Source organism: Pseudomonas sp. ES1, from assembly GCF_050586605.1.
GTDB lineage: Bacteria > Pseudomonadota > Gammaproteobacteria > Pseudomonadales > Pseudomonadaceae > Aquipseudomonas > Aquipseudomonas sichuanensis.
Window position 1 is genome coordinate 29,257 of sequence record NZ_JBOBDM010000006.1, and the last position, 26,812, is coordinate 56,068.

Sequence of the window (26,812 nt, forward strand, 5' to 3'; positions counted from 1 at the left end):
TCAAATTTTCGGTGGCCCCGGATAGCCACACGCAGCCCAGGCTTCCGGCCGCTCATACCAAGCCATCGACAACAATTGCAGCAACGACGCATGCCCCTGGCGCAGCAGGTTCAGCGAACTACCGCCCCAGCGTGCGAGAAAGGCCTCCACAGCAGTGTTGCTGGCCTCGCTCCAACTGCCCCAGATGCCGGTCAGCGGCCCCCGGGTCAGCGGTAGGCTGAGCACGTCGAACAACTGCCGGGTGAGCTTGAGCATGGCCGGCGACAGCGCCGCCAACTTGCCGTCGAGGCTGTGCAGCACCAGCGTTTCAGTGGCCTGGGTGCCGGCCAGCACCACGGGGATCAGGGCCCGCAACAGCGGCAGGTCGTCATCGCGCAGCACCTGGTAATCCGCTGAGGGCGTTTGTTTCGAGCAGCCAATCAGGCTGGCGGTGCCGAGGAACACGCTGGCGCCCAGGCTGAACTTGAGCAGGTCGCGACGGTGCATGCGCAGCCTTCCTCGCTCAACGGATGAACAGTTTGTAGACCAGGCGCTGCAAGGCTTTGCCATAGGGCGGATAAATCAGCCGGGCAGCGTTCAGGCGCTGCTTGGCCAGCACCCCTTTGGCTTTGCTGAACGTCTGGAAGCCTTCATGGCCGTGGTAGTGGCCCATGCCGGAGGGGCCGACACCGCCGAATGGCAGGTCGTCCTGGGCCACGTGCAGCAGGGTGTCGTTGAGGCACACCCCGCCGGAATGGGTGTCGCGCAGCACCCGGGCTTGCTGGCCACGGTCGTAACCGAAGTAGTACAGCGCCAACGGGCGCGGGCGTTGGTTGATGTAGGCCAGCGCCTGGTCTAGGTGGTCGTAGGGCACCAGCGGCAGCAAGGGCCCGAAGATCTCGTCCTGCATCACCTGCATGCTGTCGTTCACCTCCAGTACCAGGTGCGGCGGCAGGCGGCGGCCCAGGCGCGGTTCGTCGGGGTAGAGGTCGCGCACTTGCGCGCCCTGCGCGCGGGCATCGGCCAGCAGGCGCTCCAGGCGCTCAAGCTGGCGCGGGTTGATGATCGCGCTGTAGTCGGGGTTGTCGGCGATGCGCGGGTAGAGCCTGTGCACCGCGCGCTGGTAGGCATCGGCAAAGGCATCCAGGCGTTCGCGTGGCACCAGCACGTAGTCGGGGGCGACGCAGGTTTGCCCGGCGTTGAGGGTCTTGCCGAAGGCGATGCGCTCGGCGGCGGTGTCCAGTGGCACATCCGCCGAGACGATGGCGGGCGATTTGCCGCCCAGCTCTAGGGTGACCGGGGTGAGATTGTGCGCCGCCGCCAGCATCACCTGGCGGCCGATGCTGGTGGCGCCGGTGAACAGCAGGTGGTCGAAGGGCAGGCGGGCGAAGGCCTGGCCGACTTCCACCTCGCCCAGCACCACGCTGACCAGGTCGCTGGGGAACACCCGTTCCAGCAGGGCCTTGAGTAGCAACCCTGTGGCTGGCGTGGCTTCGCTGAGCTTGAGCATGACCCGGTTGCCGGCCGCCAGGGCGCAGGTCAGGGGCCCGATGGCAAGGAACAGCGGGTAGTTCCACGGCACGATGATCCCCACCACGCCCAGCGGCTGGTACTGCACGTTGGCGCTGGCGGGCTGGAAGGCCAGGCCGACGCGCCGGCGCGATGGCCGCATCCAGCGTTGCAGGTGGCGTTCTGCATGGCGCAGGCCTTGCACCGAGGGCATCAACTCGGCGAGCAGGGTCTCGTCGCGGCTGCGCCCGGCAAAGTCGCTGTCGATGGCCGCGATCAGGGCCTCCTGTTCACGTAGCAGTGCTTCGCGCAGGCTTTTCAGCCACTGCCGGCGTTGTGCCGCCGGTGGCATGGGGTTGCCGGAAAATGCCTGGCGCTGGGCGGCGAACATCGCCTCGAGCGTGCTGTCGCAAGTAACAGGGGGTGAGGTGATGATCGAGGTCATAGCGCAGGCACCCGTGGGAAAGAGTGAGTAGAGCCTATACTCTAATTCCTGCCAGGGTGAGTGATTTATCTGCCAGATCAGCGGACATTTGCGCTGCTGTGCCCTGACGCCACGAGGCTATAGCCCGTAAGATGCCCCATCACTTGAACGCACGGAGACTGGAGCTGAGCATGGCCCCGCGCATGAAGACCCGAGAACGCATCGTGCAGAACAGCCTGGAGCTGTTCAACCAGCAGGGCGAGCGCAGCGTCAGCACCAACCACATTGCCGCGCACATGGAAATATCGCCCGGCAACCTGTACTACCACTTCCCCAACAAGCAGGCGATCATCGCCGTGCTGTTCAGCCAGTACGAAGAACTGGTCGACAGCTTCCTGCGCCCGCCCCAGGGCCGCGTCGCCACGGTCGAGGACAAACGCTTCTACCTCAAGGCACTGCTGGCGGCGATGTGGAACTATCGCTTCCTGCACCGCGACCTTGAACACCTGCTCGAAAGCGACCCGGAGCTGGCCGCCCGCTACCGGCGCTTTTCGCAGCGCTGCCTGCAGCAGGGCCAGGCAATCTACCGTGGCTTCGTCGAGGCCGGCATCCTGGCCATGAATGCCGCGCAGATCGAATCGCTGACCATCAATGCCTGGATCGTGTTGACCTCGTGGGTGCGTTTTCTCAGCACTACCCGCGAACATTCCGCGCACTTGGGTGAAGAAGCCTTCAAGCGCGGCGTCTATCAGGTGCTGGTGCTGGAACTGGGCTTCGTCACGCCCGGCTCGCGCGCCGTTGTGGACACCTTGTGCGACGAATTCCATGTACCGTTCAACCAGGCCCTGGAGCACTGAACCAGCGCCTTCGAGCCCTTCATCAGGAGACTGTCATGCCCCTTGCGCAACTGATCACCCCACAGCAGCTGGCCGAGCAACTGGACGCGCCCGGCCTGGTGATCCTCGACTGCCGCTTTGCCCTGGAAGATGTCGATTACGGCCAACGCAGCTATGCCCAGGGGCATATCGCCGGGGCGCATTTCGCCGACCTTGAGCGTGACCTGAGCGGGCCGGTGGTCAAGGGCCGCACCGGCCGCCACCCGTTGCCGGATGCACAGCGGCTGGTCGAGCGCCTGCGTGAATGGGGTGTGGACGATGACAGCCGGGTGGTGCTGTACGACGACGGCCCTGGTGCGTTCGCCGCCCGCGCCTGGTGGTTGCTGGCCTGGCTCGGCAAGCGCGAATCGGTGTACCTGCTCGATGGCGGCCTCAAGGCCTGGCACGCGGCGCATCTGCCGCTGAGCCTGGATCCGCCGGTCAAGCGTGAAGGCCAGTTCAGCGGCGAGCCGGACATGAAGCTGCTGATCGATGCCGGGCATCTGCTCAAGCGTCTGGGTGAGCCTGCGCTCACGCTGATCGATGCGCGCGCCTTGCCGCGTTTTCGCGGCGAAATGGAGCCGATCGACCCGGTGGCCGGGCATATCCCGGGCGCCCAGTGCGCGGCGTTCACCGACAACCTTGGAGCGGATGGGCGATTCCTGCCGGCCGAGCAACTCAAGCAGCGGTTCGCCGAGAAGCTCGGCGGGCGCTCGCCGGAGCAACTGGTGGCCTATTGCGGGTCTGGGGTGACGGCCTGCCACAACCTGTTCGCCCTGGCGCTGGCCGGGTACCCGCTGGGGCGCTTGTATGCTGGGTCATGGAGCGAGTGGATCAATGATCCGCAGCGTGGGGTCGCGACTGGCGATTGACTGAAGCAACCATCGCGGGGCAAGTCGCAGCGACGAGGTCTTATCTGCCGTCCACCAGCCACTGCGGAATCCGCCGCTCCAGGTAATACCCCGGGTTGCGCAGGCTGCCGTCGACGAACCCCACATGCCCACCGCGGCTGTGCAGCTCGAACTGCGTCTGTGGCGCCAGCTCATCGGCGCTCGGCAGGCTGTGGCCGAACACGAACGGATCGTCGCTGGCGTGGATGATCAGCGTCGGCGTGCGGTTTTCTCTCAGGTAATAACGGCTTGAGGCGCGCCGGTAATAATCGTGCACGTCGTTGAAGCCGTTGAGTGGCGCGGTCACCTTGCCGTCGAAATCCCAGAAGGTGCGCAGGTTGCGCAGCGAGCCCAGGCGTTCGATCTCGGCCAGCCGGTCATGGTGGCCCTTGTCTCGAAAATGCCGCTGTTTGTTCTGCACGTACGCCAGCATCTCGCGCATGAAATGCGCCTGGTAGACCTTGGAGAAGCCCAGGCCTATGCGGTCGGCGCACTGGTCCAGGCGAAACGGCACCGACACCGCTACCGCAGCTTCCAGCAGGCTGTCTGCGCCGTGTTCGCCCAGGTACTTGAGCAGCACATTGCCCCCCAGCGAGTAACCGACCGCATACAGCGGTGCCAGCGGCCTGCGGGCACGCAGGTGGCGGATGGTTTCGGCGAGGTCTTCGCTGGCGCCGGAATGGTAGCTGCGCGCCAACAGGTTGGGTTCCCCCGAGCAGCCGCGCCAGTTGAGCGCCACGCTGGCCCAGCCGCGCGCCTGCAGCGCCTGCTGCAGGCCTTTGACGTAAGGCGAGTTGGAAGAGCCGGTCAACCCGTGCAGCACCAGCACCAGCGGCGCATCGGCCTGGTGCGGGCCGTGCCAGTCGAGGTCGAGGAAGTCGCCGTCGGCCAGCCACAGGCGCTCGCGTTCGCGGGGCAGTTCAGGGAGTTTGCGCCACAGCGGACCCCACAGGGTCTGCAGGTGCGGATTGGCCAGACCGGTGGCTGGGCGGAACGTGGCGGTGAGGCTGGGCATGCTGGGCGACTCGTGATGTGCCCGCCTAGAGTGCCATGAAACACCGCCACTGTAATTGCGCTATTGGTCGATTGCGGTCACGGCTGGCAGGGCTTTCTGCCCAGTGCGCGGGCCGATGCTGAGGCACACGCAGCGCTCGATGGCCAGCAAGCGCCTGGCCGCAGCCTGCACGGCCGCTGGGGTCAGTTGGGCAAGCTGTCGCAGGTGGACGGCATGGTGGTCTGTGGTAACCGTACCGGCGCCAAGGTCGGCCAGTTGCGATGCCAGCGCATTGTTGTCGGAAAGTGCGCGGAGCAGGCCACCTCCCAGTTGGTTGACGGCAAGTTCCAGTTCGTCCTGGCTCGGCCCGTGCTCGATGAAGCACTGGATGACCTGCTTCACCAATTCCACAGAGGCATCCAGGTAGGCGGGGTCGATGTCCCAACTGATGTACAAAAAGGTAGCCGCCCGGTAAGTGCGCAAATGGCTGTCGATGCTGTAGGTCAGGTTGCGGCGCTCACGGAGTTCGGCAACCAGGCGCGACTCGAAGCCGGCGCCGAGTAGCTCGTTGGTCACGACCATGGCCGTGTACTCGGCGTCAGAGCGCGTTACATCGAGGGGCAGGGCCAAGGCCACGTCGCAATTGCTGCCGGATTGCTCCAGGTGGACGGCGATGGCCTTGTCCAGCGGGGTTGCGGGTTGTGGTGGCGCAAGCGCGGGGCTGTTGCTTGGCAGTGCCTCGGTCAGCGTGTCGAGCATTTGCCTGGCCTCTGTCAGGCTCAGGTCGCCCACCAATGTGATCTCCAGGTTTGCGGCGGTATAGGCGCGTTGATGGAATGCCCTGACCTTGTCCACGTCGATATCGGCAACGCTGGCGCTGGTGCCTGCATAGTCGCGGCCATAGGCATGCTGCGGGAACAGACGGCTGAGCATTGCCACGTCGATGCGTTGCGCGGGGCTGCTTTCGCGCCGCTGCAGGTATCGCAGCACACGCGCCTGGATGCCGGAATAAGCGTCTGCTGCCAGGGCTGGCCGGGCAATCATCGCGGTGAACAGTTCGAGCGCCGCTTCGCGCAGCGGCGCCGCGCAGTGAGCGCTCAGGCCAATTCGCGCGTGGTCGTGGCTGATGTCTCGTTGCACGCTTGCCCCGAGGCCGCTGAGCCCCGCCGCGAAGCTCTGGGCGTCCAGGCTTTCGATGCCTTGATCGAGCGTATACAGCGTAAGCGCCGCAAGGCCCGGGGTGTCGCCGTCCTGGCAGGCGCCAGCGTTGAAGCGCAGGCGCAGTTCGAACAGTGGTGAGCCTTGCCTGGCGATGAAGGCCACGCGGCTGCCATTGGCAGTGTCCCAGGTGTGGACTGACTGGGCCGGAGCAAGCAGGCGGTGGGTGTCGATGCTGGCAGCCGACTGCAGTGCGGAGAAATCGGCCGCGGTAAGACGGCCGGCAAGGTCCGCGCAGGTCAATGGCTGGTGCTCGCTTGCTTCCGGGGCAGTGACTTGCGGTGCGAGCATGTGGGTAACCGCCATGCGATCGTCGGCCAGGAACCGCTGTGCGGCCAACTGGATATCTTCAGGCGTGAGTGCGATCAGCGCCTGCAGGACCTGGGCATGCAACTCGGGCTTCAACCTGCTGAGGGCATACGAAGCGATGGATTGGGCCTGTTTTTGCGGTGTATCCCTGGCGATGAGCTGCGCGGTCAGCAGCCGGAACTTGAGTGCGTCGAGTGTCTGAGCCCTGGGCGGCGTCTGTCGGACTGCATCGAGGATGTGCCGTATCTGCTCGATGGCCTGTTGTGGCGTGCCCTTGTCGGGGTTGCTGTAGGCATACAGCGTCAGCAATGTGTCGCCGCGGGTCAGGTGGTCATAGAAAGCTTCGATGCCTGTGAGCACTTGCCGCTCACGGACCAGGCTGGCGTACAGCATCGAATCGGCACCATTGGCCAGCAGTTCCGGCAGTAGCATCAAGGCCGCTGCCGTGGCAGTCGATTCGGCGGTCGCAAGGCTCGGCACATTGAAGGACAGATACAGGCCATCGCGCAGCCCTGGCAGCGTGATGGCTTGCTGGCGGGCCCGATGGCCTGCCGTCTGGCCCGGACCGGGCAAGGCCGGCAGCGCTGCTGCACTCCAAGGTCCGAAGTAGCGCTCGGCCCAGCCCTGCAAGCGCACCCGGTCGACGTTGCCAACCACCACCAGCGTCGCATTGTTGGGGTGGTACCAGGTGCGGTACCAGGTGCGTACGGTGTCGGGCCTCATGTATTGAAGGTCCACGGCATCACCGAAACTGGGCGCGGCGTAGGGGCTGCTGCCGTGGGCCAGGCGCTTATGGTGTTCGAACGCCTGTTGTTCGGGGTCGTTGTCGAATTTGAGCCGGCGTTCATCGTTGATGGCCTTGACGGCCCGCTCGAAGCCGTCCGCTGTGAGGCTGGCGTTGGCCATGCTGTCACCCAGGATCTCCAGTGCGATTTCCAGGCGCTCAGCCGGCAGCGTCACTTCGTAGACGGTGCCGTCATCCTGGGTCGAGGCATTGGCCACGCCACCCAGTCGGGCGATGACTCTCGAAAACTGTCCGGGTGCGAGCTTGGCGCTACCCTCGAACAGCATGTGTTCGAGCAGGTGGGCCAGGTTGGTATGCCCCAAGGGGTCGTGGCTGGCGCCGACGTGATAGCAGAGTTGGACACAGGCCAGGGGGCTGCGCGGGTCTTCTTGTAGATAAACGTTCAAGCCATTGTCGAGAACGAAATGTTGCAGCGGCGGCGTTGCCGCAGGGATCAGCGAAGAAAGGCTGACTGTCGGGGAGAGGGCCATGCTCGAAGTGCTCCGTCACGAGTGATGAGCGGAGCAGCTTCTGGCACTTCGGCTGGTGGGCGGTGTTACTTAAATCTGGGTGCGCTGCCAGAGCGCGTAGTGCACCTGGCCAGTCTTTTTCTCGCGGTGCAGGCGCCAGTTGCCGGGCATCGGCAGGCTCGATGGCGCCGCCTCGCTTTCGGTGTAGATCCACGCCTGTTCGCGCAGCCACTGGCCCTGCTCCAGCAGGTTGCAGGTGTTGGCCAGCAGGTCCTGGTGGAAGGGCGGGTCGAGGAACACCAGGTCGAACTGCTGCTTGGCCGGGCCTTGCAGGTAGCGCAGGGCGTCGGTTTGCAGGATCTGCCCGCGTGGGCAGCGCAGCAGTTCGAGGTTGTGCTTGAGGTTGGCGATGGCGGCCGGGTTGCTGTCCAGCGCCACGGCGTCTTGCGCGCCGCGGGACAGGGCTTCGAGCACCAGTGCGCCGCTGCCGGTGAAGGCATCCAGCACGCGGGCGCCCTCGATGTACGGCGCCAGCCAGTTGAACAGGGTTTCGCGCACGCGGTCGGGCGTTGGCCGCAGGCCGTCGCCTTCTGGGACAGCGAGGCGACGGCTGCGCCATTCGCCAGCGATGATGCGCAACTGGCCGGGGCCTTTGCTGGCGCCAGGGGCGCTGCGCGCGGGGGAGTTGGGGCGTGCCATTAATGCTCCGGTACGCCGAGCGGCTGCTCGGCGGGTTTGTCAGTGGGGGCCGGCAGCGGCTGCTGCGCCACCTTCGGGCCGACGGTGACGATCACCAGCTTGTCCGCCGCCAGGTGCTTGTTCATGGCGGCCTTGACCTGCTCGACGGTCAGCGCCTGGGACTGCTGCATGAAGTCCTCCAGCCAGCTCAGCGGTAGGTTGTAGAAGCCGATCGCGCCCAGCTGGCCGACGATACTGGCGTTGCTGGCATTGGACAGCGGGAAGCTGCCGGCCAGTTCGCGCTTGGCGTCGTCCAGCTCCTGTTGCGTCGGGCCGCTCTTGAGGTAGTCGGCCAGCAGGTCCTGGACCAGCTTGAGCGTGCCTTCGCTGAGCTCGGCACGGGTTTGCAGGTTGATCATGAACGGGCCGCGTACCTGCATCGGGCTGAACACCGAGTACACCCCGTAGGTAAGGCCGCGCTTTTCACGCACTTCGCTCATCAGCCGGGTACCAAAGGCGCCGCCGCCGAGGATCTGGTTGCCCAGCGACAGTGCGGGCCAGTCCGGGTCGTTACGGTCGATGCCAAGTTCGGCCAGCATCAGGTGGGTCTGCTTGGACGCAAAGTCGATGTGGGTCAGGCCTGGCTTGGGTTCAACCGGCTGCTCGGGCTTGGCCAGGGCCGGGCCCTTGGGCAGGCCGGCGGAAACCTGGGCGGCGATGGCCTCGGCTTCGCTGCGGCTGAGGTCGCCGACCAGCGCGATCACCGCGTTGCCGGCGGCATAGGCCTTGGCGTGGAAGGCGCGCAGTTGATCGAGGGTGATGGCGGTGACTGTCTGGGCCGTGCCGTCGCTGGGGTGAGCGTAGGGGTGGCTGCCGTACAGGTTGGCGAACAGGGTCTTGCCGGCGATTTTGCCGGGGTTCTGCTTTTCATACTCGAAGCCGGCCAGCATCTGGTTTCTGATGCGCTTGAGGGCGTCATCGGGGAAGGTCGGCTTGCCCACCACCTCGGTGAACAGCTTGAGTGCCGGCTCGCGCTTGTCGGCGGCGCTGAGGCTGCGCAGCGAGGCCACGGCCATGTCGCGGTAGGAGCCGTTGCCGAAGTCTGCGCCCAGGCCCTCGAAGCCTTCGGCGATGGCGGTGACGTCCTTGCCGGCCACACCCTCGTTGAGCATGGCGTTGGTCAGCGTGGCCACGCCTGGCGTCGTGCCGTCCTGGCTGCTGCCGGCGGCGAAGGTCAGGCGCAGGTCGAACATCGGCAGCTCGCGGGCTTCGACGAACAATACGCGGGTGCCTTCGGCGGTGGTCCAGTGCTGGATGTTCAACTGGCGGCGGCTTGGGGCCTTGCCGTCCAGTTCGGCCAGCGATTGCAGCGAGTTGGCCGGGCGGGCCGCGGTAGCGGGCTGGCTGGCGCTGTCGGACTGGGCCGGGCGGGCCAGCAGCAGGGCGGTGGCCACCACCAGCACGATGATGCCAAGGCCCAACAGGGTGTAGCGGGGTGCGCTGCGGTCACTCATGAGCGGACTCCTCGGGCAGTACATGGGCAACGCTCAGGCGTTCGCGGGTGAAATAGGTGCGGGCAGCGGCCTGGATGTCTTGCGGGGTCACGCGCTTGAGGTCGTCGAGTTCGCTGTCGATCAGCTTCCAGGACAGGCCGACGGTTTCCAGCTGGCCGATGGTGGTGGCCTGGCTGCTGATGGAGTCGCGGTCGTAGACCAGGCCGGCGATCACCTGGGCGCGCACGCGCTCGAGTTCTTCGGCGGTCGGTGGGGTGGTCTTGAGTTCGTCGAGCAGTTGCCAGACGCCTTTCTCGACCTCGGCCAGGGTCTTTTGCTTTTGCACGTTGGGGGTGGCCGAGATCAGGAACAGGCTGTCGCCCCGGGTGAAGGCGTTGTAGCTGGACGAGGCGCCGGCCACCAGCTCCTGGCCGCGCTCCAGGCGCGCCGGCATGCGGGCGCTGTAGCCGCCGTCGAGCAGTGCGGAGATCAGCCGCAGCGCGTTGACCGTGCGCGGGTCCTTGGCGGTGGCCAGGGCCGGCACGTTGAAGCCGTAGATCAGGCTCGGCAACTGCGTCTGCACGTGCAGGGTCAGCTTGCGCAGGCCGGGTTCGGCCAACTCCAGCGGCAGCTTGCTGGGGGGCACGGCGCGCTTGGGGATGGGGCCGAAGTATTTTTGTGCGAGGGTTTTCACTTCGTCGGGGGTGACGTCGCCGACGACCACCAGGGTGGCGTTGTTCGGCGCGTACCAGGATTCGTACCAGTGGCGCAGCTCTTCGACCTTCATGCGCTCGAGGTCGGCCATCCAGCCGATGGTCGGGGTGTGGTAGCCGCTGGCCGGGTAGGCCATGGCACGGAACAGCTCGAAGGCTTTGGAGCTGGGCTGATCGTCGGTGCGCAGGCGGCGCTCTTCCTTGATCACCTCGATCTCGCGGCTGAACTCGTCGGCCGGCAGGCGCAGGCTGGCCAGGCGGTCGGCTTCCAGTTCGAAGGCCACCGGCAGGCGGTCGCGGGCCAGCACCTGGTAATAGGCGGTGTAGTCGTCGCTGGTGAAGGCGTTCTCTTCGGCGCCCAGGTCACGCAGGATGCGCGATGCTTCGCCAGGGCCGAGCTTGGCGCTGCCCTTGAACATCATGTGCTCCAGGGCGTGGGACAGGCCTGTCTGGCCTGGGGTTTCGTAGCTGGAACCGACTTTGTACCAGATCTGCGAAACCACCACCGGGGCACGGTGGTCCTCGCGCACGACCACTTTCAGGCCGTTGTCGAGGATGAATTCGTGGGTGGGTTGCACATCGGCGGCGAAGGCCGCAAGCGGCAGGCACAGCGTGCCGAGCAACAGGCCAGCGGCGCGGCGGGCTAGAGCATTCATACGGTGTTTAACCTGTTCTGCGGCCCGCTTGGGTTTAGCGTCGGCGGGCCAGGAGGTGCTAGGATACTGATCCGGTTGCCTGGCGACCATGCCTGTCGCCGTTCTGGCCCGCAGGCCCTAAAGACAAAACGTTGCGCATGAACCAGTCGGTTACAAAATAGTCTGTTCTGCGTGACTCAAGAATTCCCGATGCGCCACTGCTGGCGCATCGCTACCCTGAGATAGCCGTCTTCCATGTTTGGTTCCAACGACGACAAAAAAGCGCCGGCTGCGGCTGGCGAGAAGAAAGGCCTGTTCAGCTGGTTCCGCAAGAAGCCGGAACAACCTGTCGCCGAACAGCCGCAAACCCCAGAACCGCAGGCCACAGAGCCGGCCGCACTGCAGGTGCCTGCTGCCGAGCCGCTACCGGTGGCAGTGTCCGAGCCCGTAGTGGTCGAGCCTGTGCTGGAGCCGGTGGTTGCCGCGCCTCAGGCTGTGCCTGAACCAGTGGTTGAGACACCGCAGCCAGTGTCGGTGCCGGAGCCGGTAGTTGTCGCGCCTCAGGCTGTGCCTGAGCCAGTGGTTATCACACCGCAGCCAGCGTCGGTGCCCGAGCCAGTGGTCGCCACGCCGCAATATGCGCCTGCCGCTGCCCCCGTGGTTGTTCAGCCTGAGCCTGTGGTTGCCGCACCTGTAGAGCCAACACCGGTCGAAGTGCCTGCGGCCCCGGTCAGCAACCTGGTACTGCCTGTCGCCGAAGAACCGGTGGCATTGGTTGAGGACCTTGAGCCCAAGGCGCCGCCTGCCATTCCCGCTCGCCCGCTCGTCGAGCCGGCTGCCACTGTCGCAGCGGCCCCGGCGCCGGTTGTCGAAGCCCAACCGGTCATCGCGCCGGCCCCGGTCGAGCCCGAGCCCGTTGCCGCGGCTGCCGCCGAACCGTCCAAGCCCGGTTTCTTCGCCCGTCTCAAGCAGGGCCTGTCGAAGACCAGCGCCAGCATTGGCGAGGGCATGGCCAGCCTGTTCATGGGCAAGAAGGTCATCGATGACGACCTGCTCGACGAAATCGAAACCCGCCTGCTGACCGCCGACGTCGGCGTCGAGGCCACCTCGGCCATCGTCCAGAACCTCACCCAGAAAGTCGCCCGCAAGCAGCTGGCCGACGCCGACGCGCTGTACAAGTCGCTGCAGGAAGAACTGGCCGCGCTGCTGCGCCCGGTCGAGCAGCCGCTGAAGATCGAGGCGCAGAACAAGCCGTACGTGATCCTGGTAGTCGGCGTGAACGGCGCCGGCAAGACCACCACCATCGGCAAACTGGCGAAAAAGCTGCAGCTCGAAGGCAAGAAGGTCATGCTCGCCGCCGGCGACACCTTCCGTGCCGCCGCCGTGGAGCAGCTGCAGGTGTGGGGCGAGCGCAACCAGATCCCGGTGATCGCCCAGCACACCGGCGCCGACTCGGCTTCGGTGATCTTCGACGCCGTGCAGGCCGCCAAGGCGCGCAACGTCGATGTGCTGATCGCCGACACCGCCGGGCGCCTGCACACCAAGGACAACCTGATGGAAGAGCTGAAGAAGGTCCGTCGGGTGATCGGCAAGCTCGACGCCGAGGCGCCCCACGAGGTGCTGCTGGTGCTCGACGCCGGTACCGGGCAGAACGCCATCAGCCAGGCCAAGTACTTCAACCAGAGCGTGGAACTGACCGGCCTGGCCCTGACCAAGCTGGACGGCACCGCCAAGGGTGGGGTGATCTTCGCCCTGGCCAAGCAGTTCAACATTCCGATCCGCTTCATTGGTGTGGGCGAGGGTATCGATGACCTGCGCACCTTCGAGGCTGAACCTTTCGTCAAGGCACTGTTTGCCGAGCGGGAACCTGCATGATCCGATTCGAACAGGTCGCCAAACGCTACCCCAACGGCCACGTCGGCCTGCATGAGCTGAGCTTCCGGGCGCGGCGTGGCGAGTTCCTGTTCGTCACCGGCCACTCCGGCGCCGGCAAGAGCACCTTGTTGCGCCTGTTGTTGGCCATGGAACGCCCGACCAGCGGCAAGCTGCTGCTGGCGGGGCAGGACCTGGGGCAGATCAGCAACGCGCAGATCCCGTTCCTGCGCCGGCAGATCGGCGTGGTGTTCCAGAACCACCAGTTGCTGTTCGACCGCACCGTGTTCAACAACATCGCCTTGCCGCTGCAGATCCTCGGGCTGTCCAAGGCCGAAATCGCCAAGCGCGTCGACTCGGCGCTGGAGCGCGTGTCGTTGAGCGACAAGGGCGAGCTGTTCCCGGCCGACCTGTCCACCGGCCAGCAACAACGCGTCGGTATCGCCCGGGCGATCGTCCACCAGCCGGCATTGCTGCTGGCGGACGAGCCCACCGGTAACCTCGACCCGCGCCTGGCCGCCGAGATCATGGGCGTGTTCGAAGACATCAACCGCCTGGGCACCACCGTATTGATCGCCAGCCACGACCTGGCGCTGATCGCGCGCATGCGCCACCGCATGCTGACGCTGCAACGCGGCCGCTTGATCGGCGATGGGGAGGCCGGGCAATGAGCACCACACGTACACCAAAGGTTTCCGAGCGGGTCGCACCCAAGCCAGCCGACCCACAACCTGCAAAGAAAAAGCGCGGTGACCACGACGACGATGGTCCGGACTTCAGCACCTTGCTGCACGCCTGGCTGGAAAGCCACCGTGCCAGCCTGGCCGACAGCCTGCGCCGCCTGGCCAAGCAGCCGATCGGCAGCTTCTTCACCTGCCTGGTGATGGCCGTGGCGTTGAGCATGCCCATGGGCCTGTCGCTGCTGCTCAAGAACGTCGAGAAGCTCGGCGGTTCGTGGCAGCGCGCGGCGCAGATTTCGCTGTACCTCAAGCTCGACGCCAGCAGTCGCGATGGCGAAGCATTGCGTGACGAGATCAAGGGCATGCCGGGCGTTGCCGAGGCCCAGTACGTCAGCCGCGAGCAGGCGCTGGAAGAGTTCCAGCAGCAGTCTGGCCTGGGCGAGGCCCTGCGCGAGTTGCCGGACAACCCGCTGCCCGGCGTGGTGGTCGTGACCCCGAGCGAAGTCGACAAACCGGCCCTGGAAGCGCTGCGCCAGCGCCTGGCAGAGCTGCCACGGGTGGAAGCGGCACAGCTGGACCTGGTCTGGGTCGAGCGCCTGGCGGCGATCCTCAAGCTGGGTGATCGCTTTGTCTTCGGCCTCGCGGTGATGCTTATTTCCGCCTTGCTGTTAGTAATCGGTAACACAATTCGTCTACATATCGAGAACCGCCGTGTCGAGATCGAAGTGATCAAGCTGGTGGGCGGCACCGACAGCTACGTGCGTCGGCCTTTCCTCTACATGGGGGCGCTGTATGGCCTCGGTGCCGGGGTGCTGGCCTGGGGGATCCTGGCGTTCGGCCTGAACTGGCTCAACGACGCGGTCGTCGGGCTTTCCGGCCTGTATGGCAGCGATTTCGCCCTGGGCGGGGTGCCGGCTGCCGATGGTCTTTCCCTCTTGATCGGCGCGGTGCTGTTGGGGTATATCGGTGCATGGATCGCGGTGGCTCGGCATCTGAACGAGCTGGCACCACGATAATGTTTCATCGCCAGCATTGACTTTTTTTCATCCAGGAACTTGTCTCGCGGTTCCGGGTCTATGCTGGCAGTGCCCACAAGGCACGAGTCTGTAAGTCGGAGGTACTTGAATGACCACATCGTTGCAACCTGCCTATGCCCTGGTGCCCGGTGCAAACCTGGAAGCCTACGTGCACACGGTCAACAGCATCCCGCTGCTGACGGTCGAGCAGGAGCGTGATCTGGGCGAGCGTCTCTATTACGAACAGGATGTCGAGGCCGCCCGGCAAATGGTGATGGCCCACCTGCGTTTCGTCGTCCATATCGCCCGTAGCTATGCTGGCTATGGTCTGGCCCAGGCCGACCTGATCCAGGAAGGCAACGTCGGCCTGATGAAGGCGGTAAAACGGTTCAACCCGGAAATGGGCGTACGTCTGGTGTCCTTCGCGGTGCACTGGATCAAGGCCGAGATCCACGAGTTCATCTTGCGCAACTGGCGCATCGTCAAGGTGGCTACCACCAAGGCCCAGCGCAAACTGTTCTTCAACCTGCGCAGCCAGAAAAAACGCCTGGCCTGGCTGAACAATGACGAAGTGCATCGCGTGGCTGAAAGCCTGGGCGTAGAGCCCCGCGAAGTGCGTGAAATGGAAAGCCGCCTGAGTGGCCAGGACATGGCCTTCGACCCGGCAGCCGAAGCCGATGACGACAGCGCCTTCCAGTCGCCCGCGCATTACCTGGAAGACCACCGCTACGACCCGGCTGTGCAGCTGGAGGACGCTGACTGGAGCGACAACTCCACCAGCAACCTGCATGAAGCCCTGCAAGGCCTGGACGATCGCAGCCGCGACATTCTCTACCAGCGCTGGCTGGCTGAAGAGAAGGCCACGCTGCATGAGCTGGCGGACAAGTACAGCGTTTCGGCCGAGCGTATTCGCCAGCTGGAGAAGAACGCAATGAACAAGGTCAAGGCACTGATCGCCATCTGATCGGCGCCCTGGCTGAATAAAAAAACCGCTGCTCTCGCAAGAGGCAGCGGTTTTTTATTGGGCATGGCGCTGCGCGCATCCAGCTGGAGCGCAGGCCCCTGTGGGAGCGGCTTTAGCCGCGAACGCCAGCGAAGCTGGCGCCGTCCACCGCGTTGCCTCTTTCGCGGCTGAAGCCGCTCCCACAGGTTACTTGATGCCCTTGCGAGCGCAGCTTAGAGCCTGCGCGAAGGATCCAGCTGCATCAGGTAGCTCGGCCCACCCAACTGGCTCATTTGCCGGCGAATCCACCCCGCGCGGCTGGCCACATAGGTACTTGGCCGGCTGGCGCTCCATTTGATCGGGCTTGGCAGCACGGCAGCGAGCTGTGCGGCCTGTTGTCGCGTCAGGCGGCTGGCATCCACGCCAAAGTGATAGCGTGCCGCCGCCTGGGCGCCGAACACGCCCTTGCCCCACTCGGCGCTGTTCAGATACACCTCGAGAATCCGTTCCTTCGACCAGAACAGCTCGATCAGCGCAGTGAACCAGGCCTCCAGGCCCTTGCGCAGCCAACTACGGCCGGACCACAGGAACATGTTCTTGGCCACCTGCTGGGTCAGGGTGCTGGCGCCACGGACCTTGCCGCCCCGTTCGTTGTAGGCCAGCGCCGCCTGGATGGCCGGGATGTCGAACCCCCAATGGTTGGCGAACTTCTGGTCTTCACCGGCGATGACCGCCACCTTGAGCTCGTCCGAGATCTCTTCCCAGGGTGTCCAGTCGCGCTGCAGGTCGATGGGCTCGCCACTGAACCATGACTCCACCTTGCGCTCGACCATCAGCGCCGTGCCGGGCGGCGGTACCCAGCGCAGTACCAGCACCACGGCAATGCTTGCGACAGCGAACCAGAGCAGGCCGCGGGTGAAGTGGCGCAGGAAGGATGACAGCATGGTGATGGCTTGGCCGGACCGTTGGAACGGGCCATTATACAGACCCCTTTCGAGGAGTCGTCCCATGCTTCGCAGCTTCCTGATGCTCGCCGCCTTCTTCGGGTTCACCGGTGTCGCGCTCGGCGCCTTTGCCGCCCATGGCCTGAAGAACCGCCTCAGTGCCGATTACCTGGCAGTCTTCCACACCGGTGTTACCTACCAGTTGGTGCATGCCCTGGCGATCCTCGCCGTGGCCGTGCTCTCGGTGCACCTGCCCGGGCGCCTGGTAGGCTGGGCCGGCGGTTTGTTCGCCCTGGGTATCGTGCTGTTTTCCGGCAGCCTCTACGTGCTCACGCTGACGGGCCTGGGCAAGCTCGGCATGATCACCCCGCTGGGTGGCCTGTGCTTCTTGGCCGGCTGGTTGTGCCTGGGCCTGGCCGCCTGGCGCCTGGGCTGACCGAGTGGTCCACAATCGCGACTAATGGCGCGCGCCACCCTTGGGTTGCAAGGCTGATCGGGGCTAGAATGCCTGCCCCAACGAACAATGGTGGCCGTGCGCATGCGCATTCAACTGAACGGTGAACCTTACGAACTGCCCGCGAGCGAGAGCGTCGCGGCCCTGCTCGGCCGGCTCGAGCTGGCTGGCCGCCGGGTGGCGGTGGAACTGAACCTGGACATCGTGCCGCGCAGTCAGCACGAGAGCACGCTGCTGAGCGAGGGCGACCAGGTTGAAGTGGTCCACGCCATCGGCGGTGGTTGAGCAAGCCCGGCGTTTCACCCGTAAGCCCCGTAACCTTTCCTGAGGAACATCGATGAGCAACGTTCGCAGCGACAAGCCCTTCATCCTGGCCGGGCGCACTTTCCAGTCGCGCCTGCTGGTCGGTACCGGCAAGTACCGTGACATGGAAGAAACCCGCCTGGCCACCGAGGCCTCGGGTGCCGAAATTGTCACAGTCGCCGTGCGCCGCACCAACCTGGGTCAGAATGCGGGCGAGCCGAACCTGCTCGACGTGCTGTCGCCGGACAAGTACACCATCCTGCCGAACACCGCTGGCTGCTTCGATGCGGTGGAAGCCGTGCGCACCTGCCGCCTGGCCCGTGAGCTGCTCGATGGTCGCAAGTCCCATGAGTCCCGCACGCTGGTCAAGCTGGAAGTGCTGGCTGACCAGAAAACCTTGTTCCCCAACGTCATTGAAACCCTCAAGGCCGCCGAAGTGCTGGTCAAGGAAGGTTTCGACGTGATGGTCTACACCAGCGACGATCCGATCATCGCCCGTCAGCTGGCCGAAGCCGGGTGCATCGCGGTGATGCCCCTGGCCGGCCTGATCGGTACGGGCCTTGGCATCTGCAACCCGTACAACCTGCAGATCATCCTCGAGGAATCCAAGGTGCCGGTGCTGGTCGATGCCGGCGTGGGTACCGCCTCCGACGCTACCATCGCCATGGAGATGGGTTGCGAGGCGGTACTGATGAACTCGGCCATCGCCCACGCGCAACAGCCGGTGCTGATGGCCGAAGCCATGAAGCACGGCATCCTGGCCGGGCGCATGGCCTACCTGGCCGGGCGCATGCCCAAGAAACTCTACGCCAGCGCCTCTTCGCCGCTGGATGGTCTGATCAAGTAAGAGCCCCAGATGACTGAATCGCAAGAAACGCCGATCACCGCCGACGGCGAAGATCGTCCGCACCGTCGCATCAAGAGCTTCGTGATGCGCGCCGGGCGCATGACCGAAGGCCAGCAACGTGGCCTGGAGCAGGGCGGCCCGCTGTTCGTCCTGCCGCTGGCTGACAGCCCGGTGGACTACGACCAGGTGTTCGGCCGTTCGGCGCCGCGCACCCTGGAGATCGGCTTTGGCATGGGCCATTCGCTGCTGGAGATGGCCGCCGCCTCGCCCGAGCTGGACTTTATCGGCGTCGAAGTGCACCGCCCAGGTGTCGGCGCTTTGCTGAACGGCGTGCTCACCCAAGGCCTGAAGAACCTGCGGGTGTACGACTGCGACGCCATCGAAGTGCTCAACCGCTGCGTGGCCGACAACAGCCTCGACCGCTTGATGCTGTTCTTCCCCGACCCGTGGCACAAGGCGCGTCACCACAAGCGCCGGATCGTCCAGCTGGAGTTCGCCGAGCTGGTGCGTCGCAAGTTGAAGCCCGGTGGTGTGTTCCACATGGCGACCGACTGGGAGCCCTATGCCGAATACATGCTGGAAGTGATGAGCGCAGCACCGGGCTATCGCAACCAGGCGGCTGATGGCGCCTACGTGCCACGCCCTGAAGAGCGCCCGATCACCAAGTTCGAGCGTCGTGGTGAGCGCCTTGGGCACGGTGTGTGGGACCTGAAGTTCGAAAAACTGGCTTGACCCTCTCCCTGCCAGAGGCGCCGGTGCGCCTCTGGCCCCTCATCACATCGCGTAAAGGATTGCGCCTTGAAGCCTCGGGTTCTGTTACCGCTGATAGGCCTGGTCGTTGCCGTCTGCCTTGTGCTCGTCGCGTTACTGCGTGAACCTCTTTCGCCCTCTGAGCAACACCTCGAGCGTGCCGTGGCCTTGGTACAACAGGCCAACGTGAATTTGCAGGCGCTTGCCGAAATCGAGGCCGGCGGCGAAGCCATCAGTACTGAACAGTTGATGCCGATGAGCGAATTGATGGATGAAGCGCGCGCGCACATCGAGCTGGCAGCGCAGGCGGGCAACACCTTGGCGCTGTTCTGGCAGTCCAACATGCAAACCTCTGCGGACCGGCGCGACATGGCACGCAGGCAGGCCTCCTGTGCGCGTTTGCATCAGGCTGTAGAGCAAGGGTTTCTGGCGGCAGCGGTCGCCTATTACTACCGTTGCGCGTCAGCCTCCGACAGCTTCGACTTCATGGGCGCAGAGCAAGTCGCCTTGCTTGAGGTGTTGAAAGCGGCGTTGCATCGGGATGATCCGCACCAGTCGCTCTATCCGCAGCTTTTGCGTGAGGTGCATTGTTTCAGGCCGGCTACCGACATTGCTTCGGCCCTGCCCTCGGTGTCACTTACAGTGGGCGAGATGCTGGAGAAGTCCAGACAAGTGTTTTCATACGACCAGTTCAAAGCCGAGGCGCTTTATTTGTTGGCCACTCATCCCGCCATCTGGCAGCAGACACCAATGGCCGAGCGGCTGGCGATGTTACGCGAGGCTGAGTCTTTGGGGTGCGGGCGTGCATCCGGCTGGAGGCAAAGGCTAGAAGCGAATGCGGCGCAGACACCAAAAGGGCGCTGAGCATGATGGGGGGCGCGCAGTGCTGGCGTTGCCAAGTGTTGGGGGCAAGCGAAAGACGAAAAAACCGCCTTACGAAAGGCGGTTTTTTTATGCGGGCTTCGGGTTACGAATCCTTGGCCTGCGTACTTCACTGGAGACAACCACAGCTGGATCTTAGGTTTGCCGGCAAAACGCGTCAATCAAGGAAATATCCGGCATTAGGTGTGACAACGCTGGAAACAGCTCTTGGCGATCGGCTCACGTAAGCTCGCTGGGCTCCCATGTGATTCATCCAGTGGCGGGCCGGGAACACCAACGGTTTCTCGGCCCCTTCGACGCGGCCTACGACCCGCGCCGGTGATGTTATCGAAGGGCCATCAACCTGGCCACTTCACTGGAGGCAACCACAGGGTCTCTGAAGGTGTCGAAGTGCCGGTTAGATACTGGAAGATTGGCCTGGCCAGTACGGAGGCCAAGGCATATGAAGCATCTGCTGAAAATGCTGAGCCACGCCTGGAAGTTCGCCCGGCTCTTGATCCTGTTCAAGACCGCAAGGGACTTCCTGCGTGATCACTTCGATGATGCCCGCTGAGGGCTAGTGGAGTGAGGGGCCGCCCTGGTTCGCCAGGGTGGTTTTTGGCCGCCGCTCACCCCCGCCGCTCAGCCACCACGGCAACCAACATCAGCAGCCAGCCCACCAGGCATGCTTCGAAGCCTGGTTAACTGCAGGCGAAAAAAAACCGCCTTGCGAAGGGCGGTTTTTTTATGCGGGCTTCGGGTTACGAATCCTTGGCCTGCGTACTTCGGTTTCACTGGAGATAGCCCACAAACGAAATACTAGGGCTGCCTGAAAATGGCGTCAATCGCAGAAATATCCAGCAGTATGTGTGACTGAATGGTTAACAGCGTTCAAGCCTTGGCTGACGTAAGATCACCCCGCTCTGATGTGAATTTTTCCAGTGGCGGGCCGGGAAACGGATTTTTAGTTGTCTCGGCCCCTTCGACGCGGCCTGCGAACCGTGCCGGTGTATTTTTCGAAGGGCCATCCACCTGGCCACTTCACTGGAGATAGCTCACATGATCTCTGAAGGTGTCGAAGTGCCGGTTAGATACTGGAAGATTGGCCTGGCCAGTACGGAGGCCAAGGCATATGAAGCATCTGCTGAAAATGCTGAGCCACGCCTGGAAGCTCGTCCGGCTCTTGATCCTGTTCAAGACCGCGAGAGACTTCCTGCGTGATCACTTCGATGATGCCCGCTAAGGGCTAGTGGAGTGAGGGGCTGCCCTGGTTCGCCAGGGTGGCTTTTAGCCGCCGCTCACCCCCGCCGGTCAGCCACCACCCCAATCAACACCAGCACCACCAGCAACACCGGTGCCAGCGCATAGTTGTTGAACTGCCCCAACCCCTTGACGATCCACGGTGTGGCATAGATCAGCGCCGCGCCGCTGCCGATCATCACCAGCAGCGCCATGAACGGCACGCGCAGGGCGCCGGCCAGGCCGCCCAGGCGCCCCTCGACCCAGCCCTTGATATCGGTGCCGAACAGCACCAGCAGGCAGCCCACCAGGGCCAGCGAGATCTCCGACAGGTTGCTGCGGCTCCAGCGGGAGACGGTCGAGAGCAGGTCAAGTACCAGGTCCATGGGTCATCCTTAATTCAAGAAGTACTGCAGCAGGTCATTGAGGAACAGCTGGCCGCGCGGCGTAGCCGCCAGTCGATCCGCTTCGACCTGCAAAAGGCCCTTTTGTTCGGCGGCGCGGCGGGCTTGCGCGAGTTGCGCCAGGGGCAGCCCCGTGCGTTGCGTGAACAGCTCGGCTTCCACGCCCTGGGTCAGGCGCAGCGCGTTCATCAGGAACTCGAAGGGCAGTTCATCGACCGGCAGCAGCTTCTCGCCTGCCTTGAAGGGCTTGGCCGGGTTCAGGTAGTCCTTGGGCAGGCGGGTCTTCCAGGTGCGCAGGATGCGCCCGTCGGGGAACGACAGCTTGCCGTGGGCACCGGCACCGATGCCGATGAAGTCGCCAAAGCGCCAGTAATTGAGGTTGTGCCGAGCGGCGCGCCCTGGCTGGGCGTAGGCCGACACTTCGTATTGCTGGTAGCCGTGATCGGCCATCAGCGCCTGGCCGGCTTCCTGGATATCCCAGAGGATGTCGTCCTCGGGCAGCTCGGGCGGCTGGTTCCAGAACACGGTGTTGGGCTCGACCGTCAGCTGATACCAGGACAGGTGCGTCGGCGCCAGTTCGATGGCCTGGCGCAGGTCGCCAAGCGCGTCGTCCAGCGACTGGTCCGGCAGGCCGTGCATCAGGTCCATGTTGAAGTTGTCGAAGCCGGCCGCGCGGGCCATGTCGGCGGCGCGCACCGCTTCAGCGCCGTTGTGGATGCGCCCGAGCTTCTCAAGCTTGGCTGGCTGGAAACTCTGCACGCCGATGGACAGCCGGTTGATGCCGGTCTGCCGATAGGCCTTGAACTTTTCCTGCTCGAACGTGCCCGGGTTGGCTTCGAGGGTGATCTCGATGTCGGCGGCAAACGGGATGCGCTGCTCGACACCCCGCAACAGGCGGCCAAGCGCAGCCGCGCTGAACAGGCTGGGGGTCCCGCCGCCGAAGAAGATCGTGCTGATCGGCCGGCCCTGAACGGCATGCATGTCCTGGTCGAGGTCGGCCAGCAAGGCATCGATATATTCGTCTTCGGGCAATGTGGGCCCGGCCTGGTGCGAGTTGAAGTCGCAATAAGGGCATTTGCGCACGCACCAGGGGATGTGGATGTACAGCGACAGCGGCGGGAGTTCGGAGAGGATCAGGCCCGCCGGCCGTACCAACAGCTTTTCGCTCATGCCAGGCCCAGACGCTGACGCAGCAAGGCCATGGCGCGGGCGCGGTGGCTGAGCTGGTTCTTGTCGACGGGCGCCAGGTCGGCGCTGGAGCACTTGCGCTCCGGGACCCAGAACAGCGGGTCGTAGCCGAAACCATGCTCACCGCTGGCCTCGAACAGGATGCTGCCATGCCACAGGCCTTCGCAGAGGATCGGCAGCGGGTCGTCGGCATGGCGCACCAGCGCCAGTACGCAGACGAACTGCGCGCCACGCTGTTCCTTGGGCACATCCTTCAGCGCTTCAAGCAGCTTGGCGTTGTTGGCCGCGTCGCCCTTGCCGTCGGCGTAGCGTGCCGAATAGATGCCCGGCGCGCCGCCGAGGAAGTCCACCGCCAGGCCCGAGTCGTCGGCCAGGGCCGGCAGGCCGGAAATGCGTGCGGCGTTGCGCGCCTTGAGGATGGCGTTCTCGACGAACGACAGGCCGGTTTCTTCCGGCTCTACCTGGCTGAACTCACCGATCGAGCGCAGATGCACGGAGTCGCCGAGCATGGCCTGCAGTTCCTTGAGCTTGCCGGCGTTATGGCTGGCCAATACGAGTTGCTGGAAATTCATCATTCGCCTGGGAACACTTCCTGGTTGAAGCTGAGTTGATTGCTGACGCCACCGGTTTCGACATTCAGGTCGAAGGTCAGGGTTTCAGCCTGGTCGATCTTGAACTGGGCGATGTAGTACACCGCGCCCTGGTCGGTGATTTGCTTGAACGACAGCGGGCTGCTGCGCCCGGTCAGGTCCTTGACCGTGCCGCTGACCACCGAGGTGGCCGCCTTGCCGCCCTTGAGCACGGCGATATTGAGCACGCCCTGGTTCTTGCTGCGGGTAAGGCCGGTGGCGGCGGCGATGTCCGGCTGCAGCATGCTCGAGGTGAAGGCGCTGTAATGGACCGTCACGTCGCCGAACACTTCCTTGCGATCGGGCTTGGCGGCATCGGCAGCCAGCACCGGCAGGGCCAGGCACAGGCTGATCAGAAACAGTGCTAGTCGACGCATGATCCCATTCCTCCGTTCGCGAGCGTCAGACGGCGAGCTGGTGCTCCTGCAGGCCCGGGCTGCTGACGCGATAAATACCGATTTCACCTAGAAGATTAGGCCAAAGCCGGCCGCCCAACCCATTACGGTGCAAGTGGTCGACGGCCAGGCGGTCGAGCACCTTGGCGTGGCGTTCGTGGCACAGGTTCTCGAAGTCTTCGAACGTGCAGAAGTGAATGTTCGGCGTGTTGTACCAGGTGTATGGCATGAAGTCCGACACCGGCATGCGGCCTTTGGTCGCCAGGTACCAACGGCAGCGCCAGTGGCCGAAGTTGGGGAACGTAATGATGCACTGGCGGCCCACCCGCAGCATTTCGTCGAGAATCCGGTCGGGGTACTCCACGGCCTGCAGGGCCTGGGTCATGACCACCACGTCGAAGCTGTTGCTGGCGAAGTTGCCCAGGCCTTTGTCCAGGTCCTGCTCGATCACGTTGACGCCCTTGGCCACGCACTCGGCGATGTTGTCGGCGTCGATCTCCAGGCCGTAGCCGGTTACGTTCTTGTGCTCGCGCAGCGAAGCCAGCAGCTCGCCGTTGCCGCAGCCCAGGTCGAGTACCCGGCTGCCGGCGGGGATCCAGTCTTGGATGATTTCCAGGTCGGCTCTCATGGGGTCCTCACAGGGCGATGCGGTTCATGTAGTTGGCGAAACCCTGCATGTAGCGAGGCGTGGGGATCAGGAAGGCGTCGTGGCCGTAGGGCGAGTCGATATCCAGATAGCAGACGTTCTTGCGTGCGGCCATGAGGGCATCGACGATCTCCCGCGAACGGGCCGGCGAGAAGCGCCAGTCGGTAGTGAACGACATGATGCAGAAATCAGCCGTGACATGCGCCAGGGTCGCCGCCAGGTCGCCGTCGTGGGCCGCCGCCGGGTCGTAGTAGTCCAGCGCCTTGGTCATCAGCAGGTAGGTGTTGGCGTCGAAACGCCCGGAGAACTCCTCGCCCTGATAGCGCAGGTAGCTCTCGACCTGGAATTCGACGCTGTGGAAGTCGTAGTTGAGCTTGTCGCTCTTGAGCTCGCGGCCGAATTTCTCGCCCATCGAGTCGTCGGACAGGTAGGTGATATGGCCGACCATCCGCGCCAGCATCAGGCCGCGCTTGGGGATCACGCCCTGGTCCTGGAACGAACCGCCGTGGAATTCGGGGTCGGTGAGGATGGCCTGGCGCGCCACTTCGTTGAAGGCGATGTTCTGCGCCGACAGCTTGGGTGCCGAAGCGATGTCCACGCAATGGCGTACCCGGTCCGGGTAGGTGATGGTCCACTGCAGCGCCTGCATGCCGCCGAGGCTGCCGCCGACGATGGCGGCCCAGGTGTGGATGCCGAGGCGATCGGCCAGGCGCGCCTGGCTGTGCACCCAGTCTTCCACCGTCAGCACCGGGAAATCGGCGCCGTAGGGCTTGCCGGTGGCCGGGTTGAGGCTACTGGGGCCGGTGCTGCCGTTGCAACCGCCGAGGTTGTTCAGGCTGACCACGAAGAAGCGGTTGGTGTCGATCGGCTTGCCGGGGCCGATGCAGCTGTCCCACCAGCCCGGCTTGCGGTCGGTGGCGGCGTGGTAGCCGGCAGCATGGTGGTGGCCGGACAACGCGTGGCAGATGAGCACGGCGTTGCTGGCGTTGCTGTTGAGCTCGCCATAGGTTTCGTAGATGAGTTCGTACGAGGCCAGGGCGCGGCCACAGGCCAGGGCCAACGGTTCATCGAACCGGGCGATCTGCGGTGTTACCAGACCGACGGAATCTTCGGGAAAGACAGTGGACATCGACCCTGCTCACGCTTGACGGAGGCGTAAGTCTAAAGAGCGCTACCCCCAGCGGCAAGCAATGGCTTGCCGCAGGAGATATCGTGGGTCAGATCATCCGCCACAGCTCTTGTGGCATGCCGGCATAGGCCGCCAGCTGGGGCATGAGGAACGACTGGATCACCTGGATGGCGATGAAGGCGAAGATCGGCGAAATGTCCATGCCGCCCAGGTTCGGCACCAGGCGACGGAACGGCGCCAGCACCGGCTCGCTGATCTGGTAGGCCAGCTCGGCAGCAGGGTTGTGGCTGTTGGGCGCGACCCACGAGACGATCACCATGACGATCATCGCCACCCAGAAAATCTTCAGGAACAGCGAGGTGATGCCGATGATCGCCCACATCAGCAGGTGCAGGACGTCGCCGAAGGTACCGTAGGTGACCATCAGCACGAAGGCCATCAGCAGCGCCTGGATCAGCACCGACAGCAGCAGCGACGAGGTATCCAGGCCGGCAATGCTCGGGACTACCCGGCGCAGCGGCTTGAGCAGCGGCTGGGTGGCGCGCACGGCGAACTGGCTGAGCGGGTTGTAGAAGTCGGCCTTGACCAGTTGCAGCACGAAGCGCAGCAGGACGATCGCCAGGTACAGGCTGACCAGGGTTTGCACCACGAAGATCGCGGCGCCGGACAGTGCATTCATTGAAAAAGGCTCCTTATTTGCCCAGTTGTTCGGCCAGTTCCGCGGAGCGCTTGGCCGCGGCTTCCAGTGCCTGCTCGACGATGGCCTCGAAGCCATTGGCCTGGAACGACTTGATTGCCGCTTCCGTGGTGCCGGCGGGCGAGGTGACCCGGCGGCGCAGCTCGGCGGCATCGACGTCACTGGCCACGGCCATGCGTGCGGCGCCCAGGGCGGTTTGCAGGGTCAGTTGCGAAGCGGTTTCACGCGGCAGGCCGAGCTTTTCGCCAGCGGCGGTCATGGCTTCGATCAGCAGGAAGAAGTACGCCGGGCCGCTGCCGGAAACAGCAGTGACGGCATCCAGTTGCTGTTCCTGGTCCAGCCACAGGGCGGTGCCGACGGCGGACAGCAACTGTTCGGCCTGCTCGCGCTGTTCGGCCGACACTTGCTGGGTGGCGTACAGGCCACTGACGCCCTGGCGCAGCAGTGCCGGGGTGTTGGGCATGCAGCGCACCACCGGGATCGCGCCCAGCCAGGCCTGCAGGCTGGCACAGGTGATGCCGGCGGCGATGGAGACGATCAACTGGCCAGGCTTGAGGTTCGGCTTCAGGGTTTCGCAGACGGCTTTCATCACCTGCGGCTTGACCGCCAGGACGATCACATCCACGCCGTCGATGGCCTGGGCGTTGTCGGCGAATGCTTCGATGCCGTGCTCGGCCTGGATGCGCGCGCGGGTGTCTGCACCCGGGTCGCTGGCGCGGATCTGCGAGGCGTCCAGGCCCTGGGCGCGCAGGCCGCCGATCAGGCTGGCGGCCATGTTGCCGGCGCCGATAAAGGCAATACGAGTCTTGCTCATGTCAGGTCCTTGAGGGAAAGAGTGAGTTTA

General features: G+C 64.6%; 27 protein-coding genes. 11 read left to right on the top strand and 16 right to left on the bottom strand.

All coding sequences use genetic code 11. From position 1 onward, the window contains the following. Both ACQ4N9_RS04130 and ACQ4N9_RS04135 read right to left on the bottom strand, forming a co-directional pair. Positions 1–486, bottom strand: a complete 486-nt coding sequence (locus tag ACQ4N9_RS04130) for a twin-arginine translocation pathway signal protein (protein ID WP_390968170.1) — start codon at positions 484–486, stop codon at positions 1–3. Between the two features lie 16 nt (positions 487–502). After that, entirely contained in the window at positions 503–1,933 is a 1,431-nt protein-coding gene (locus ACQ4N9_RS04135; protein ID WP_390968171.1) for a coniferyl aldehyde dehydrogenase, read from the bottom strand. Between the two features lie 170 nt (positions 1,934–2,103). Between ACQ4N9_RS04135 and ACQ4N9_RS04140 the strand changes: the two genes are divergently transcribed. Next, on the top strand, positions 2,104–2,769 hold the full coding sequence (locus tag ACQ4N9_RS04140; RefSeq protein WP_390968172.1) for a TetR/AcrR family transcriptional regulator: 666 nt from the start codon (positions 2,104–2,106) through the stop codon (positions 2,767–2,769). 35 nt (positions 2,770–2,804) lie between these two features. Then, positions 2,805–3,659: a sulfurtransferase gene (locus ACQ4N9_RS04145; RefSeq protein WP_390968173.1), complete on the top strand. Its 855-nt coding sequence runs from the start codon at positions 2,805–2,807 to the stop codon at positions 3,657–3,659. Between the two features lie 40 nt (positions 3,660–3,699). Here ACQ4N9_RS04145 and ACQ4N9_RS04150 read toward each other — a convergent pair whose 3' ends face one another. The 5 genes from ACQ4N9_RS04150 to ACQ4N9_RS04170 form a co-directional block, all read right to left on the bottom strand. Next, a complete protein-coding gene (locus tag ACQ4N9_RS04150; RefSeq protein WP_390968174.1) occupies positions 3,700–4,692 on the bottom strand; it encodes a hydrolase in 993 nt (330 codons plus the stop codon). Positions 4,693–4,752: 60 nt separating this feature from the next. Beyond that, positions 4,753–7,473 carry a M16 family metallopeptidase gene (locus ACQ4N9_RS04155; protein WP_390968175.1) on the bottom strand — a complete coding sequence of 907 codons (2,721 nt, stop codon included), beginning with the start codon at positions 7,471–7,473 and terminating at the stop codon, positions 4,753–4,755. A gap of 69 nt (positions 7,474–7,542) precedes the next feature. Then, the gene (gene rsmD, locus ACQ4N9_RS04160) at positions 7,543–8,151 is read right to left on the bottom strand and encodes a 16S rRNA (guanine(966)-N(2))-methyltransferase RsmD (protein ID WP_390968176.1); all 609 of its coding nucleotides are present in this window, start codon (positions 8,149–8,151) and stop codon (positions 7,543–7,545) included. Beyond that, on the bottom strand, positions 8,151–9,644 hold the full coding sequence (locus ACQ4N9_RS04165) for a M16 family metallopeptidase (protein ID WP_390968177.1): 1,494 nt from the start codon (positions 9,642–9,644) through the stop codon (positions 8,151–8,153). The genes rsmD and ACQ4N9_RS04165 overlap by 1 nt, the downstream gene beginning before the upstream one ends. Beyond that, entirely contained in the window at positions 9,637–10,992 is a 1,356-nt protein-coding gene (locus tag ACQ4N9_RS04170; protein WP_390968178.1) for a M16 family metallopeptidase, read from the bottom strand. Before ACQ4N9_RS04170 ends, ACQ4N9_RS04165 begins: the two co-directional genes overlap by 8 nt. Before the next feature lie 234 nt (positions 10,993–11,226). Here ACQ4N9_RS04170 and ftsY point away from each other — a divergent pair, with 234 nt between their 5' ends. From ftsY to rpoH, 4 genes are all read left to right on the top strand, one after another. Next, positions 11,227–12,846 (top strand): signal recognition particle-docking protein FtsY, encoded by a 1,620-nt coding sequence (gene ftsY / locus ACQ4N9_RS04175; RefSeq protein ID WP_390968179.1) that lies wholly within the window; start codon positions 11,227–11,229, stop codon positions 12,844–12,846. Beyond that, the gene (ftsE, locus tag ACQ4N9_RS04180) at positions 12,843–13,514 is read left to right on the top strand and encodes a cell division ATP-binding protein FtsE (protein WP_011531723.1); all 672 of its coding nucleotides are present in this window, start codon (positions 12,843–12,845) and stop codon (positions 13,512–13,514) included. The genes ftsY and ftsE overlap by 4 nt, the downstream gene beginning before the upstream one ends. Beyond that, positions 13,511–14,539 (top strand): permease-like cell division protein FtsX, encoded by a 1,029-nt coding sequence (gene ftsX, locus ACQ4N9_RS04185; protein WP_125465933.1) that lies wholly within the window; start codon positions 13,511–13,513, stop codon positions 14,537–14,539. Before ftsE ends, ftsX begins: the two co-directional genes overlap by 4 nt. 109 nt (positions 14,540–14,648) lie before the next feature. Next, positions 14,649–15,503, top strand: coding sequence for an RNA polymerase sigma factor RpoH (rpoH, locus tag ACQ4N9_RS04190; RefSeq protein ID WP_110996018.1), 855 nt, complete (start codon positions 14,649–14,651; stop codon positions 15,501–15,503). A 212-nt stretch (positions 15,504–15,715) separates the two neighbouring features. Here the strand turns inward: rpoH and mtgA are convergent, their stop codons facing one another. Next, complete coding sequence (gene mtgA, locus ACQ4N9_RS04195; RefSeq protein WP_390968180.1) at positions 15,716–16,426, bottom strand: monofunctional biosynthetic peptidoglycan transglycosylase; 711 nt, start codon at positions 16,424–16,426, stop codon at positions 15,716–15,718. Between the two features lie 64 nt (positions 16,427–16,490). On the opposite strand from mtgA, the gene ACQ4N9_RS04200 reads away from it, so the two are divergent. From ACQ4N9_RS04200 to ACQ4N9_RS04220, 5 genes are all read left to right on the top strand, one after another. Continuing rightward, complete coding sequence (locus tag ACQ4N9_RS04200) at positions 16,491–16,862, top strand: DUF423 domain-containing protein (RefSeq protein WP_390968181.1); 372 nt, start codon at positions 16,491–16,493, stop codon at positions 16,860–16,862. A gap of 102 nt (positions 16,863–16,964) precedes the next feature. After that, positions 16,965–17,165 carry a sulfur carrier protein ThiS gene (gene thiS, locus ACQ4N9_RS04205; RefSeq protein ID WP_110996034.1) on the top strand — a complete coding sequence of 67 codons (201 nt, stop codon included), beginning with the start codon at positions 16,965–16,967 and terminating at the stop codon, positions 17,163–17,165. 52 nt (positions 17,166–17,217) lie between these two features. Then, positions 17,218–18,030, top strand: a complete 813-nt coding sequence (locus ACQ4N9_RS04210) for a thiazole synthase (protein ID WP_125860906.1) — start codon at positions 17,218–17,220, stop codon at positions 18,028–18,030. 9 nt (positions 18,031–18,039) lie between these two features. Then, positions 18,040–18,762, top strand: coding sequence for a tRNA (guanosine(46)-N7)-methyltransferase TrmB (gene trmB, locus ACQ4N9_RS04215; RefSeq protein WP_110996014.1), 723 nt, complete (start codon positions 18,040–18,042; stop codon positions 18,760–18,762). A 66-nt stretch (positions 18,763–18,828) separates the two neighbouring features. Beyond that, positions 18,829–19,644, top strand: a complete 816-nt coding sequence (locus ACQ4N9_RS04220) for a hypothetical protein (protein ID WP_390968182.1) — start codon at positions 18,829–18,831, stop codon at positions 19,642–19,644. A 1,295-nt stretch (positions 19,645–20,939) separates the two neighbouring features. Here ACQ4N9_RS04220 and ACQ4N9_RS04225 read toward each other — a convergent pair. The 8 genes from ACQ4N9_RS04225 to proC all read right to left on the bottom strand — a co-directional run bounded on the left by ACQ4N9_RS04225 (position 20,940) and on the right by proC (position 26,782). Beyond that, positions 20,940–21,266, bottom strand: coding sequence for a DUF3392 family protein (locus ACQ4N9_RS04225; protein ID WP_011531731.1), 327 nt, complete (start codon positions 21,264–21,266; stop codon positions 20,940–20,942). A gap of 9 nt (positions 21,267–21,275) precedes the next feature. Beyond that, a complete protein-coding gene (gene hemW / locus ACQ4N9_RS04230) occupies positions 21,276–22,454 on the bottom strand; it encodes a radical SAM family heme chaperone HemW (protein WP_390968183.1) in 1,179 nt (392 codons plus the stop codon). Further along, positions 22,451–23,047 (bottom strand): RdgB/HAM1 family non-canonical purine NTP pyrophosphatase, encoded by a 597-nt coding sequence (gene rdgB / locus ACQ4N9_RS04235; protein ID WP_110996011.1) that lies wholly within the window; start codon positions 23,045–23,047, stop codon positions 22,451–22,453. Before rdgB ends, hemW begins: the two co-directional genes overlap by 4 nt. Further along, on the bottom strand, positions 23,044–23,478 hold the full coding sequence (locus ACQ4N9_RS04240) for a DUF4426 domain-containing protein (RefSeq protein WP_390968184.1): 435 nt from the start codon (positions 23,476–23,478) through the stop codon (positions 23,044–23,046). The genes rdgB and ACQ4N9_RS04240 overlap by 4 nt, the downstream gene beginning before the upstream one ends. A gap of 25 nt (positions 23,479–23,503) precedes the next feature. Beyond that, the gene (gene metW, locus ACQ4N9_RS04245; protein WP_390968185.1) at positions 23,504–24,124 is read right to left on the bottom strand and encodes a methionine biosynthesis protein MetW; all 621 of its coding nucleotides are present in this window, start codon (positions 24,122–24,124) and stop codon (positions 23,504–23,506) included. Between the two features lie 7 nt (positions 24,125–24,131). Next, positions 24,132–25,271, bottom strand: coding sequence for a homoserine O-succinyltransferase MetX (gene metX / locus ACQ4N9_RS04250; RefSeq protein WP_110996008.1), 1,140 nt, complete (start codon positions 25,269–25,271; stop codon positions 24,132–24,134). Between the two features lie 88 nt (positions 25,272–25,359). Continuing rightward, positions 25,360–25,950, bottom strand: a complete 591-nt coding sequence (locus ACQ4N9_RS04255) for a YggT family protein (RefSeq protein ID WP_390968186.1) — start codon at positions 25,948–25,950, stop codon at positions 25,360–25,362. A 13-nt stretch (positions 25,951–25,963) separates the two neighbouring features. Further along, on the bottom strand, positions 25,964–26,782 hold the full coding sequence (gene proC / locus ACQ4N9_RS04260) for a pyrroline-5-carboxylate reductase (RefSeq protein WP_347150814.1): 819 nt from the start codon (positions 26,780–26,782) through the stop codon (positions 25,964–25,966). Positions 26,783–26,812 lie beyond the last annotated feature (30 nt).

Excerpts from the sequence above, each read along its gene's own strand:
- ACQ4N9_RS04130 (WP_390968170.1), bottom strand. The coding sequence starts at position 486 with ATGCACCGTCGCGACCTGCTCAAGTTCAGCCTGGGCGCCAGCGTGTTC.
- ACQ4N9_RS04135 (WP_390968171.1), bottom strand. The coding sequence starts at position 1,933 with ATGACCTCGATCATCACCTCACCCCCTGTTACTTGCGACAGCACGCTC.
- ACQ4N9_RS04140 (WP_390968172.1), top strand. The coding sequence starts at position 2,104 with ATGGCCCCGCGCATGAAGACCCGAGAACGCATCGTGCAGAACAGCCTG.
- ACQ4N9_RS04145 (WP_390968173.1), top strand. The coding sequence starts at position 2,805 with ATGCCCCTTGCGCAACTGATCACCCCACAGCAGCTGGCCGAGCAACTG.
- ACQ4N9_RS04150 (WP_390968174.1), bottom strand. The coding sequence starts at position 4,692 with ATGCCCAGCCTCACCGCCACGTTCCGCCCAGCCACCGGTCTGGCCAAT.
- ACQ4N9_RS04155 (WP_390968175.1), bottom strand. The coding sequence starts at position 7,473 with ATGGCCCTCTCCCCGACAGTCAGCCTTTCTTCGCTGATCCCTGCGGCA.
- rsmD (WP_390968176.1), bottom strand. The coding sequence starts at position 8,151 with ATGGCACGCCCCAACTCCCCCGCGCGCAGCGCCCCTGGCGCCAGCAAA.
- ACQ4N9_RS04165 (WP_390968177.1), bottom strand. The coding sequence starts at position 9,644 with ATGAGTGACCGCAGCGCACCCCGCTACACCCTGTTGGGCCTTGGCATC.
- ACQ4N9_RS04170 (WP_390968178.1), bottom strand. The coding sequence starts at position 10,992 with ATGAATGCTCTAGCCCGCCGCGCCGCTGGCCTGTTGCTCGGCACGCTG.
- ftsY (WP_390968179.1), top strand. The coding sequence starts at position 11,227 with ATGTTTGGTTCCAACGACGACAAAAAAGCGCCGGCTGCGGCTGGCGAG.
- ftsE (WP_011531723.1), top strand. The coding sequence starts at position 12,843 with ATGATCCGATTCGAACAGGTCGCCAAACGCTACCCCAACGGCCACGTC.
- ftsX (WP_125465933.1), top strand. The coding sequence starts at position 13,511 with ATGAGCACCACACGTACACCAAAGGTTTCCGAGCGGGTCGCACCCAAG.
- rpoH (WP_110996018.1), top strand. The coding sequence starts at position 14,649 with ATGACCACATCGTTGCAACCTGCCTATGCCCTGGTGCCCGGTGCAAAC.
- mtgA (WP_390968180.1), bottom strand. The coding sequence starts at position 16,426 with ATGCTGTCATCCTTCCTGCGCCACTTCACCCGCGGCCTGCTCTGGTTC.
- ACQ4N9_RS04200 (WP_390968181.1), top strand. The coding sequence starts at position 16,491 with ATGCTTCGCAGCTTCCTGATGCTCGCCGCCTTCTTCGGGTTCACCGGT.
- thiS (WP_110996034.1), top strand. The coding sequence starts at position 16,965 with ATGCGCATTCAACTGAACGGTGAACCTTACGAACTGCCCGCGAGCGAG.
- ACQ4N9_RS04210 (WP_125860906.1), top strand. The coding sequence starts at position 17,218 with ATGAGCAACGTTCGCAGCGACAAGCCCTTCATCCTGGCCGGGCGCACT.
- trmB (WP_110996014.1), top strand. The coding sequence starts at position 18,040 with ATGACTGAATCGCAAGAAACGCCGATCACCGCCGACGGCGAAGATCGT.
- ACQ4N9_RS04225 (WP_011531731.1), bottom strand. The coding sequence starts at position 21,266 with ATGGACCTGGTACTTGACCTGCTCTCGACCGTCTCCCGCTGGAGCCGC.
- hemW (WP_390968183.1), bottom strand. The coding sequence starts at position 22,454 with ATGAGCGAAAAGCTGTTGGTACGGCCGGCGGGCCTGATCCTCTCCGAA.
- rdgB (WP_110996011.1), bottom strand. The coding sequence starts at position 23,047 with ATGATGAATTTCCAGCAACTCGTATTGGCCAGCCATAACGCCGGCAAG.
- ACQ4N9_RS04240 (WP_390968184.1), bottom strand. The coding sequence starts at position 23,478 with ATGCGTCGACTAGCACTGTTTCTGATCAGCCTGTGCCTGGCCCTGCCG.
- metW (WP_390968185.1), bottom strand. The coding sequence starts at position 24,124 with ATGAGAGCCGACCTGGAAATCATCCAAGACTGGATCCCCGCCGGCAGC.
- metX (WP_110996008.1), bottom strand. The coding sequence starts at position 25,271 with ATGTCCACTGTCTTTCCCGAAGATTCCGTCGGTCTGGTAACACCGCAG.
- ACQ4N9_RS04255 (WP_390968186.1), bottom strand. The coding sequence starts at position 25,950 with ATGAATGCACTGTCCGGCGCCGCGATCTTCGTGGTGCAAACCCTGGTC.
- proC (WP_347150814.1), bottom strand. The coding sequence starts at position 26,782 with ATGAGCAAGACTCGTATTGCCTTTATCGGCGCCGGCAACATGGCCGCC.